General features: G+C 39.9%; 11 protein-coding genes and 2 pseudogenes. 2 read left to right on the top strand and 11 right to left on the bottom strand.

Annotated features, from left to right (window positions below; all coding sequences use genetic code 11):
• Positions 1–8: 8 nt before the first annotated feature.
• The 10 genes from KUG37_RS08525 to KUG37_RS08480 form a co-directional block, all read right to left on the bottom strand.
• Positions 9–851, bottom strand: a complete 843-nt coding sequence (locus tag KUG37_RS08525; RefSeq protein WP_216935534.1) for an ABC transporter substrate-binding protein — start codon at positions 849–851, stop codon at positions 9–11.
• A gap of 179 nt (positions 852–1030) precedes the next feature.
• Complete coding sequence (locus KUG37_RS08520) at positions 1031–2542, bottom strand: amino acid ABC transporter permease/ATP-binding protein (RefSeq protein WP_216935531.1); 1512 nt, start codon at positions 2540–2542, stop codon at positions 1031–1033.
• Between the two features lie 243 nt (positions 2543–2785).
• Positions 2786–3919: an acetylornithine deacetylase gene (argE, locus tag KUG37_RS08515; RefSeq protein WP_216935529.1), complete on the bottom strand. Its 1134-nt coding sequence runs from the start codon at positions 3917–3919 to the stop codon at positions 2786–2788.
• A complete protein-coding gene (locus KUG37_RS08510; protein WP_216935527.1) occupies positions 3916–4902 on the bottom strand; it encodes a LysR family transcriptional regulator in 987 nt (328 codons plus the stop codon). The genes argE and KUG37_RS08510 overlap by 4 nt, the downstream gene beginning before the upstream one ends.
• Positions 4903–4934: 32 nt before the next feature.
• A complete protein-coding gene (locus KUG37_RS08505) occupies positions 4935–5606 on the bottom strand; it encodes a DUF1028 domain-containing protein (RefSeq protein WP_216935525.1) in 672 nt (223 codons plus the stop codon).
• Positions 5607–5628: 22 nt separating this feature from the next.
• The gene (locus KUG37_RS08500; protein WP_152874085.1) at positions 5629–6042 is read right to left on the bottom strand and encodes a RidA family protein; all 414 of its coding nucleotides are present in this window, start codon (positions 6040–6042) and stop codon (positions 5629–5631) included.
• A gap of 113 nt (positions 6043–6155) precedes the next feature.
• Positions 6156–6422: a hypothetical protein gene (locus KUG37_RS08495; RefSeq protein WP_216935523.1), complete on the bottom strand. Its 267-nt coding sequence runs from the start codon at positions 6420–6422 to the stop codon at positions 6156–6158.
• 445 nt (positions 6423–6867) lie between these two features.
• A complete protein-coding gene (locus KUG37_RS08490; RefSeq protein ID WP_216935521.1) occupies positions 6868–7815 on the bottom strand; it encodes an aldo/keto reductase in 948 nt (315 codons plus the stop codon).
• A gap of 121 nt (positions 7816–7936) precedes the next feature.
• On the bottom strand, positions 7937–8263 hold the full coding sequence (locus KUG37_RS08485; RefSeq protein ID WP_216935518.1) for a chaperone modulator CbpM: 327 nt from the start codon (positions 8261–8263) through the stop codon (positions 7937–7939).
• An 11-nt stretch (positions 8264–8274) separates the two neighbouring features.
• Entirely contained in the window at positions 8275–9192 is a 918-nt protein-coding gene (locus KUG37_RS08480) for a DnaJ C-terminal domain-containing protein (RefSeq protein WP_216935516.1), read from the bottom strand.
• Positions 9193–9519: 327 nt separating this feature from the next.
• On the opposite strand from KUG37_RS08480, the pseudogene KUG37_RS14735 reads away from it, so the two are divergent.
• Positions 9520–9675: pseudogene (locus KUG37_RS14735) on the top strand (site-specific integrase); the annotation flags it as partial.
• Between the two features lie 167 nt (positions 9676–9842).
• On the opposite strand, the pseudogene KUG37_RS08470 reads toward KUG37_RS14735, so the two are convergent.
• Positions 9843–10280, bottom strand: a pseudogene (locus KUG37_RS08470) (Fic family protein); the annotation flags it as partial.
• 421 nt (positions 10281–10701) lie between these two features.
• On the opposite strand from KUG37_RS08470, the gene KUG37_RS08465 reads away from it, so the two are divergent.
• On the top strand, positions 10702–11676 hold the full coding sequence (locus tag KUG37_RS08465) for a metal-dependent hydrolase (RefSeq protein ID WP_216935514.1): 975 nt from the start codon (positions 10702–10704) through the stop codon (positions 11674–11676).
• Positions 11677–11850: the final 174 nt, after the last annotated feature.

Here is an 11850-nt window from a genome sequence, read left to right as displayed (position 1 = left end):
TATGTCACTTACTTATTAATTACCGCTGCAATGTCTGCTTCTGTCGGTGCTTGTAAACCATAGGTATTCAGGATTTTCTCAAAATCGCCAGATGCTTTTAGCTTGTTTAAACCCTCTTCAATCATTTTATAGGTCGCTTTATCGCCTTTACGGATACCAATACCCCCTACAGTCGGGAAAAATTGTTCTGTTGAAGTGATCTTGACTTTATCTGGTAAGTTTTTAACTGCTGCTGTCATCACCGCTGCATCATCGTATTGAATATCCACTGCACGTGCCAACAAGGCTTGTGTCGTTTGTGGTGAGGTTTCAAACTCACGGATTGTGATGGCTTTCCTGCCTTGTGCTACACAATGATCCTTGGAGATCTCCTGCACCTGCGCAGCAAATGCCGTGCCTTTCATTGCACCGACTACACGGCCACATAAGTCCTCAGGCCCTTTTGGTGTTAAATCTGCATCCTTACGAACCAATAATGAAATATCCGTTTTGTAGTAAGGAATCATGTCAATTTGTTCAAGACGCTCTTTGGTGATATACATTGAAGAGAATAAAATATCGAATTTCTGACCTTTTAAGCCTGGGATAAGATTTGCCCATCGGGTATCCACCCATTCGGGTTTATAAGTGCCATCTACTTCTGCAATTTTTTCCATGATGGCAACGCTGACACCACTGGGGACACCATCTTGTAAATATTCGTAGGGAGGGAAAGTCAAATCAGAACCTACGCTCACCAATTTTTTTGGTTGTACGTCTGATTCTGCCACAGCTGCTTCTTCATTCTTTGCACATCCAGCCAACAATAAACCACTGACTAAAGCACTCGCTAAAATAGACTTATATTTCATTTATTACCCCAAACTTCAGTTTTCATTTATTCTCTATTTAAAATATAAAAGATTATTGCTCATAATCCGATTAGGATTTTTTTACGCAATGCTTTATAAAAATAAAATTTTATAAAGGTAGAGGATTTAAAATAAAAAGCAGTCAAATACTGACTGCTTTTTATCACTATTTTTAGAAATCATGCTGCTTTAGAAATAAATTTGTCTAATCGCTCATTTCCAGAGTGTTTTAATATATCCGGGCTATCATTTAAAACAATATGACCACCTTCCATAAACACAACACGATCTGAAACTTTGAAGGCAAAATGCATCTCATGCGTCACAATGATCATGGTCAGACCTTCACTCGCCAATTCTTCGATCACTTTTAGCACTTCATTCACAAGCTCTGGATCAAGCGCTGATGTTGGTTCATCAAACAGGATAATAGAAGGTTGCATTGCCAATGCACGCGCAATGGCGACTCGTTGTTGTTGACCACCGGATAACTGGTGTGGGTACTTGTTCGCATGTTGTTTCATACCGACTTTGTCCAGCATCGCCAATGCTGTGACTTTGCTGTCTAACACTGTTCCCATGTTGTGATACATCGGTGCCAACATGACATTTTCCAGGATAGTTTTATGGGGGAACAGATTAAAGCTCTGGAATACCATGCCTACATTAATAATCTGTTTTTTATAGGCCGGTGATTCATCGGTTAATTCCTGATCTTTTAAGAAAGGTTGACCAAGAAGATTTACTGTACCTTTATTTAATGCTTCCAGACCATTCAGGGTACGGATAAAGGTCGTCTTGCCTGAACCTGACGGCCCAATAATCGAGATCACTTCCCCCCACTTCACATTCAAATTAATGCCTTTTAAGACTTCCTGATTGCCATATGATTTATGAATATCAATGGCTTCTAAAGCATATTCACCCGGACGTTCTACATTAATGTCTTTACGTGCACGAACAGATGCGACAGGTAATTGATACAGCGGATCATTTTCATCTAACAGGCCAGGCTTGCGATTCATAATATCAATTTTGCGTTCAAACCAGTTAATTAACCAGCCAAATACCGTCACAATCAACACATAATAGAAGGCAACCGCAAGCATGGTTTCCATGACCAAGAAGTTTTGTGTATATAAACGTTGTCCGACAAGCAGAATCTCTGTTAAAGAAATGACTGACACCAAAGAGGTCAATTTCACGATCGACACATATTCATTGCCCAAAGCGGGCAGCGCTACCCGAAATGCTTGAGGGATCACAATCAGACGCTGAATACCTGAATATTTAATACCCAGTGCTTTGCCTGCTTCGACTTGTCCTTTATGAATTGAGGTTAAACCACCACGATGAATTTCTGCGATATAGGCTGCTTCACTTAGGGTCATCGCGATTAAACCGGCAAGAAATGGTGAAGCTAAAATCACACTAGAACTTGGGAAAATTTGTGGCAAGTTATAGATAAAAACCAATAGAACCAATAATGGAAGGCTTCGGAAGAACCAGATATAAAGATCACTTGACCATGCTAATGGTTTGAACCGAGACTGCTTACCCAGGGCCAAGACAAAGCCTAATACAATCCCAACTACCCAAACCAGAACACTGAGTTCAATCACGGTCCAAGTTGCCAACCAAAAATTTTTATTTGACAATAAATCTAATGTATATGACCAATTAAAATCCATTCATAACCCCTATGAGCATGATTATTTTCTATTACCTTTGTTATATCGGAATTTATATAAATAAGTAATTTTGAAAAAGTGATGCATTAGCAATGTTTTTTTTAAGCAATAAAAAAGAGACCTATAAACATAAAATAGGTCTCTTTAATTAAAATAAACAAAAACGAAATAATAATACAAACATGCAAACTCAATAATATTTATACACTAAAAAATGCGCATTACAATATTTAAAATAAATACCTAGCGCAGACTTATTAATAATTTCTCTAGGAAAATATCACACTGATTTAACTGCTCTAAAGCAACATATTCATTTGGCTTATGTGCGACTGCAATATCGCCAGGACCACACACTACTACAGGGCAATTTAGCGCCCCCTGGAACAAGCCACCTTCAGTACCAAATGAAATATTTCCAATCGATGCGTCTTCAGGCAACAATTTCTGAATAAACTGTACTGCTTCAATTGTAGATGAGGTCTTGAGTCCCGGATATTGATTCACTTCTTCAACATCAATATGTACCTGAAAATCTTTTTGAATATTTTCCAGAATCTGTTCCTGAATGTTGTGACTATGGTCTTGTGCTAAATGACGAATTTCATAATCTACAATGCATTGATTCGGCACAATGTTTAAAGCCGTGCCACCAGCAATTTTACCGACATGAACAGTCGTGTATGGAATATCGTAACCTGTATCCTGGGTACCATATTCACGTAAATGGGTCTGGATATTTTGCAGGGATTCAACCAACTTACTGGCCACATGAATTGCATTGACATATTTAGGCGCAAGCGCAGAATGCCCCTCTTCACCACAGCATTTTGCCCGAAAAACAGTTTTGCCTTTATGTGCCAAAGCCAGTTGCATCATGGTTGGTTCACCAATGACGCACATCAAGGGGGAAACGATCGTCGATGCCAACTGATCCAGAATGCCACGTACACCAATACAACCGATTTCTTCGTCATATGACATGCATAAGTGTAGCGGCCGCTTTAATTCATATTGGCTCGCTTTCAGCATCGTTACGATTGCACAGGCTAAAAAGCCTTTCATGTCAGCTGTACCACGCCCGTAGATATTGCCGGTTTTTTCGGTGGCTTCAAAGGCTGGACTATCCCACTGTTGACCTTCTACTGGTACCACATCCGAATGCCCCGAAAGCAAAATACCAGGCTGATCAATCGGACCAGTACTTGCAAACAAATTGGCTTTGTTCTTCTCAGCATTAAAGTTTAACTCAACACGAATTCCATTTTGTTCCAGAATCTTTTTAACATATAAGATCAAATCAAGATTGCTTTTATATGAAGTGGTATCTAATGCGATCAGTTTGGATAAAAGCGCCACACTACTTAAATTACTCATAAATTAACCTCTTCCGCCACACGCTTCATTTTTACGTGTGGGTCAAAGAAATGTGCATCGCCCATTCCTGGAATATATTGATTAGATAAAAAGGCACGACAACGGCTGATAAATGCCTGACAAACTGTATTCAGATTTGCATTTTTAGCAGTCGCCAGCCCGATTTTCATAGGACGGTGCTCACCTGCAATTCTTAAACGAACCAGACGTTTTCCATCTAAGGAATAATTGTTCTTAGGACGAACATTTAAAATGGTATAGCCTAGATTATTGGCCACCATTGAGCGTACAACGTCGACATGTCGTGAAGAATGCACAACTTTTGGACTCAGCTTATGATTGCGGAATAACGAAATGAAATAGTCATTACTATATGGCATATCGAGCAGTACCATTGGATGCTCTGCCAGCTCTTCTAAAGTAACTGCCACATTTTGGGCTAAGGGATGCGCTTCACTGACCAATACATGTGGAGGTAATACGGCCAATGGCTCAAAGTGAACAAGGTTATGATCGATATTTAAATCATAAGTTAGTACAACGTCGAGTTCATTTCGGATTAAGCTATTCAGCAAAACTTGCTGATCCTCTTCACATAAGTCCAAAGTGACGTTCTTATATAAATTGGTAAAGCCATGAATAATTTCGACATAGATCATGGGTGAAAATGCTGTGAAACAGCCCAATTTTAATGGGCCACGAATGGATCCGGAAAAGTCTGCGGCCAAGGCATATAAGCTGTTTGCCTGGCTTAAGATATATTTGCACTCATGCATGACCTTTTCGCCAATATTGGTCAAGATCAAACCTTTTGCATGTTGGCGGATGAATAATTGAACTTGTAACTCAGATTCAATATGGGCGATAGCGGCAGAAATAGACGGCGAAGATACGTGAATTTTTTCTGACGCAATAATGATGCTACCGCTTTCTGCAGTAGCAACAAAGTATTGCATTTGGCGTAATGAGATTCTGTTTAGCACTATTACATCCTTGATCAGCGCTTACTGAAGCATTATTCATCGCCAGGAACTCCATAGCTTGGAGAGCCAGAAGGATCTAGCGCACGAACAACATAATCTTCAACTTGCGGTTCATAGACTTTCCACAGTTGATACAGGTCTTCAATCGGAGTATCAGACCAGTCAACACGTAAATTAATCACAGGCCATTCAAGTTTATCTACAACTAAAAGACCTGCTGAACGAACTGGACCAGCTTCACCACCTGCGGCTAAACCTGCTTGCAAGGCCACCAAGAGTCGCTCTGCCAGGCTTCCTTCCGCTTGATGAAATGCATCTACCATAGCTTTTGGAACATCTTCATTTTCAAGGAGATTTCCTGCACCAACTGCATGCTCACCTACGCACTGTGAATGAATACCTAATGTATTCTTGCCACTAAATGCGGCAGGTTTTTCATCAGAGTTAATTACAGTTAGCTGTCTATACTCGATAAAGTCGGTATTTTTCACCAATTCCGCGATAGATTCTTCTGGTGCCAGATCATATTTGGTCATATCTAGCAAAATGCTTGCCAAGTACGGATCGGTAATGTTCTGAGATGTAGCAATACCCACACCCGCTCTGGCCTGGATGCACCGTGCTGCTACAGCTGGAGAGGAGGAGCTGATTGCCCCTCCAAATTGCCCTGTTTTATGACAACGGGCAATAATGGAAAATGTCATAAGCAGTTATCCTTTTATCAAGTTAGTCAGGAATCACTGCTGTTGCATCAATTTCGACCAGCCATTCAGGTCGTGCAAGTGCAGAAACGACAATACCAGTTGAAACCGGGAATACACCTTTCAGCCATTTGCCTACGACACGATAAACATCTTCGCGGTAACGTGGATCAATGATATAGATCGTGATTTTGCAAATGTCTTCCAGTTCACCACCTGCCTCTTCCAGTAACATTTTAATGTTATACATTGCTTGTTCAGCTTGTCCGGCAACATCGCCAATACATACACTTTCAGAAGTATCAAGGTTTTGACCAATCTGTCCGCGAAGGAAAACTGTGCTACCACGTGCTACAACGGCCTGGCATAAATCGTTATCTAAATTTTGTTCTGGATAAGTGACTTTCGTGTTGAATGTTCTAATACGTGTATGTTTCATTTGAGATGTTCCTCCATTTGGTACATCTGCAGTATGAATTAATCTATTTGGAAGGCAATTTCCCTTTTCCGTGGTACTAATTCAAAAATTCCTTACTAATTAATTTTTTGTTTTTATGATGTATTTAAAGATAAAGAAACCCGGGGTTGAAGATAGAGCGGCACGCCAAGCGTATTAAAGCATTCCAGCAGCCGATTGAAATCAGGATAGTCAATAAAATGGGATGAGGGTCGACCATTGAGCAGAGCACCCTTGAAACCTAATTCTTTGACCGTTCGCTCCAGCTCTTTTCCTGCATCATCCAGCTGAGCCCAAGGGAGCGGTTGCGAATGCCACAAAATGGTCGGGATGAGCGTTAACTGCTCGAGCCAGGCGGTCATTCGCGGCGCGGCTTAAATTTACCGCTTCAGCGGCAGGTGCCAAGTGAGGAAATCCGCCAACAGAAAGAACCTGCATTATAATCCTAGCTTGATCCATATCCGCCAGACGTCCGCTACCTAGGTCTGCACCTTTTAAATTTATTAGATCATTCTTCTCAATTTAAGGACGGCTTCGATCCGGATGATGACCATCTGTAACCGTCTTTGCCCAGTCGAGCAGAAATGGAGCCTGTGCAAGCACTACAGCCATGGATGCTTTAGCAAAATGCCTTATCGAGATAGTTGTTCTTCCAGACAAATTATTCTCATTTTTTTACTCCTAAGTGACACAGATACGACGCCAACTTGTTTCTGCTGACGTCTTACATACAGAGGGCCAACACAACCACCAACTGAATATGGTTAAAAGCCTATTAAGAGGGATCTCTTACTGGCATCAGGCCTGTTAAATCATCGGTTTTTCCCAGGCACCTCGCGTATCCACGCCTGTTGCTTTAGCAAGATCCTCCAGGGTGACCATTTCGTCAGCGCTAAGCTGAATCTCTGCTGCTCTGGCAGCATCTAGAACATGATCAACTTTGGTTACGCCTATAATTGGCAGGGTGCCTTTTGCAATTGCCCAGGCAATGGCAATCAGGGCAACGCTGGCATTTCTTTTATCTCCCATCAGCTTCATCGCAGTAGTTAGTTTTTCCAGCTGCGGTAAAACATTGTTATAGGTTTCAGCACGGTCACTACCCGCAGGCATAGGATGTTGCGAGTCATATCGACCACTGAGTGCACCCTGCTCCAGCACCATATAGGCAAAAAAGCTAATATTATTTTGATGGCAATAGTCGAGAATCCCTGCTTCTTCAGAAGAACGATAGAGCATACTGTAATGATTCTGAACTGCACTCACTGAGAAACCGGCCGTTTTTAGAATCTCGTTTGCGCGATTTATTTGTCTCAAGCTGTGATTTGAAACACCGACCTGCTTTACCTTACCGCTCTGTAAAAGAGGGATCAGACCTGGTGTCCATCTCTCTACATCGGCAGGATTATGAATCCAATAAATATCAATATCTTGCACACCAAGACGTTCGAGGCTTGCATTAAGCATCGCACTTACGGGCTCAGCTGACTGTTCATCTGCAATTTGTGGCGTAAACTTGGTTGATATAATGATATCTTCACGCGGATACTGGCGGATCAGCTTACCCAGCGCCGTTTCGGAACTACCCATCCCGTAGACGGGAGCCGTGTCCCACAAATTAAGCCCTTGCTGCATAGCATTGCTGAATATCTCTGCCATCTGGCTATCGGACAGGTGATTGCCGAATACGGTGTCTCCTCCCGCAAATCCTGTTCCCCAAGACCAGGTTCCCAATGCTACTTTTGGTAATTTCTTCATGCTCTACTCCTGAAAAAAGCCGGTGAAGTCATTATTAGTTAGCGTTTCAAAAAGTATGCTGAAGATATTTTAATCTTCGAGTTTTAAAACTTAGCTATAGAGTAATGACTAAATATTGAGTCTATCCCTGATATTTAGTTAAACGTCGAAGTTGCTCTAATTCTTCGATTAAATCCAACATCATGGCCACAGCAGTAAAACTTGCCTCAAAATCACGCTGTAAACGATACGCTTTTTGTGCGCGTGACACATCATCCACTAAAAAATATAAATCTGATGCATTTAAGCGATGTGGCAAAATATCGTATTCAATCAGTTGTAGAACCCATTCAGGACTTTGACCACAGACCTGAGCAAAACTATTTAAATCATAACGTTGTTGCTCATCTAAAACTTCTGCCTGTTGGATATCTTCTAAGACCACCTCATAATATTTAATTGTTGTCATAATTTTACTCCTTATGATGATCTCGGCTTAAAGTTTGAAAATGCGGCTGCAAATGCTTCATAAGCCTGTTTTTCTTGTTCAGTTTGCGCAGTTGGTTGCACAATATCGAGGATGAGGAATAAATTCCCTGCATCTTTAGCAGGGATCCCCTGACTTTTTAAACGTAATTGTTGACCTGTTTTGGCATTTTTAGGAATTTGAATATTGAGTTGTTTACCATTGGGTAAGCTTGCCGTAATCGATCGTCCAAGTGCTGCTTCCCATGGACTAATCTTCAGATGATGATAGACGTCCGCGTTTTCAACATAAGTTGAATCTGTAGCTTTATATTGGATTTCAATATACAGATCGCCATTTTCACCACCATGAATACCCGGTTGCCCTTGTCCTGTTAAACGAATTTTTTGCCCTGCTTTCATGCCTTTTGGAATTTTAATTTTTAAGACTTTACGCTGTACTTCTGCTTGCCCATATGCATTGATAGTTGGAATTTGTAAAGTGACATTTTGAGTTGCACCATGGAATGCAACATCCAAATCTACTTCTAAAGTTGCATGTTGATCATCACCTTTATAGGATGCACGACCTTGATAACGCTGTTCATTGAACCCCCCAAAACCCCCACCAAAGCGACCAAACAAGTCCTCAAACCCTGAAAAATCCTGTCCGCCCATATTTGAATAATATTGATGACCAGCCCCACCTTGGCTAGTCTGTGGATGGTCTAATTCAAAATCATATTCTGCTTTTTTTTCATCATTACTTAACACAGCGTAGGCAACGTTTAACTCTTGCATACGCTCTTCTGCATCAGCTTCTTTACTGACATCAGGATGATATTTTCTTGCAAGTTTACGATAAGCTTTTTTAATTTGCTCAACAGTTGCATCTCGAGATACACCTAATATTTCATAATAATTCTTTGTCATATATGCTCTATTTGTTGTTTATGTTTTAATCATTATTCAAATTTTTTATAAATAAAAAAACCTTTTAAGGATTTTTCTTGTTATAAATTATTTCTTTGTACAAAAAAAAATAACTCTTTAAAATCATAGCATAATGTAGGTTTTCTGATGACACCTAATGTAGCTGATTACTTAATTAATCAGAACACAAAAAAATTCTATAAAATAGTATCTTATATAGGTATATCTGTACTCATAATTTTAGAATTTAGCTATATGATTGAACAAGTGGAACCAGAACCCGAAATAGGGGCTTCTGGAGCCGCTTCTTTAACCCGTATGGCTGATGCAATGATGTTGTTGATGAATGGTGTGAATCCAATGTTTGTCGCTGATCAACGTGGACATAGTTTACAAATACTGATCAAGCGCTACACCAAATGGCTGCATGGAGATAAGAATAAGCTAGAAATTGCAAAATTGAGTGTGGCATGCACAGCATAAATTCATCGAAATCAAAAGTTCTGGTAAGAAAAATGTGGAAAATATGTGCAAATAAAAAATAAACTTATATAAGTGGCTTATTTATAAAAATAATTTTTGTGGTGGCGTCAATTAAGCTCGATTCTTAAAGCCTTAGTCTGGATGAGACGTTTAACTTGATCGCTAGTGCTAGATGCAACGATTGCATCTAAAATCATTTGCAGAATGAATTCAATAAATGGTGCTGAATCTGAACGGTCAGTGCTCGCTTGCAATGCATCGTAATAAGCTTTTGGGTTTTGATAAGTCAAGCTTTCTACAAGGATATTGAGAAAAATTGGATTCCACCGGATTAAGATTAAAGTTTGCCATAAACGCCCCATAAGCCCATTGCCATCAGCAAATGGGTGTACAAACTCATAATGAAATACTGAACTCTGAATTAATGGGTACTCATTGCCTTCAGCCAACCACTGCAATAACACTCCCCTTAAACGGTGGACTTGATTTGCAGGTGGAGCCATATGCACGACTCAATCCCCTGACATCAAACCAACACCGCCATGACGATACTGGCCAACCTCATCAATCAGTCCTGTCATCAATATTTGATGTGCTTTCAGCAAATGAAATTCATGCCTGTATGGCTGTACTGAATAGATTTACCGAATTAGGCAAACCTCATACCCCAGTTTCCCCTTAAATTTTAGCAATTTAGAGGAGGTCTAACTTTTAAATATTTGTGCAACAAAGCCGACAAGATATAGACATCTTAGCAGCAACTTTAGTGCGCACGTTAATGACTTTAGCTGGCAAAAAAGTTCATAGTGATATGGGCATTTTGGTTCTAGCCATATTTTATAAGTGCATTATGCTGTTAGGAACTCAGAAATAATTTTAAAAGTTTTTGGGACAGATACTGCATGCTCAGGCTTAAAGTTTTAAGGTTTGAATTCAGTGAAATTGCAGAAAAAATCTATAAAATTTTTTACTTTCAATTGATGAGCGGCTTTTAGATTCTTTTATTCTCTCTATAGGGATTAAACTATGGTTACGCAAATTATTCGAAATGTCTTTTCAAGAAGACTAAGTATGAAATATCAGGGAATTATTCAAAATTTTGTTGATAAACCTCCAATCCCAATTCGTCATTTTGATTTTAAATTTAATCCGTTAGAGCTGGATCAGAAGTTTTTCTTAAATAAAGAATTAGCCACCTCCTATTTTCATGCCCTCTCAATTTTCTTGACCTTTGGTGAAGATGTGGTGATTGAAACTGCACGCTATCATCGTGATTTTATTAATGATCCCATTTTAAAACAAAGGCTCACTTCATTAATTGGGCAAGAAGCCATTCACTCAAAAATTCATAATCAGTTTAATGATGAAGTTTTAAAAGAAAATGGTTATCCAGTGGAGTCATTACGGGTTATTGCTACAAAAGTTTTTGATTATGGCATCTACAAGCTTCCACAGTCCTTGCAGCTCTCCTTAATGGCGGGCATTGAACATTACACGGCTGTTCTTGCCGAATTTATGATGCAGCATGAGGAATATCTGCTTGGATCTCAGGATGAAAGACAGCGTGCTATGTGGATGTGGCATATGCTGGAAGAGTCGGAACATAAAGATATCGCTTATGATGTTTTTCTCGAATTATCAGGTAATTATTGGTTAAGAATTAGTGGCTTCCTACTAGCAAGCTTAGCGATTCTGGGTGGAGTTTCGCTTGGGGGTTATTTTATGCCATTTGTACGCAAGCCCAGCAATCTGATTAACCCGTACTATATAAAAGATATTGTAGAAAGCACGGCTCTGCTCTTCGGTAGCGAGCGTGGAGTATTTGGCAGTAGTTTCATGCACATTCTGGAATATTTGCGCCCGAGTTTCCATCCAAATGACCATGATACGACAGCATATATAACCTATTACAAAGAGCGCTTGTTACATTCTGAAACCGGACTATTAATGCCTTATTTCCTTAAAGATTTTGTACCTCCTGTACGTGAAACTTCTACATAAGCTGCTCTGATTCACTACGAAATTTGCTGGATAATAAAAATGAATCTATTTAACCCGAATCGCGGATAAGAAATTGACTTGAAAAATAAGAGGACTAGAGCCATCAGTTGAGTTACCACACCAAACTCACAACTCTAGTCCTGATGTTCAATAGTACCGAATTATTCTGCGTAA

It is taken from the genome of Acinetobacter sp. BY419, assembly GCF_019038395.1.
Lineage (GTDB): Bacteria > Pseudomonadota > Gammaproteobacteria > Pseudomonadales > Moraxellaceae > Acinetobacter.
Note: the sequence above shows the minus strand (reverse complement) of the source record. Positions and strands in the feature narration are given on the sequence as shown.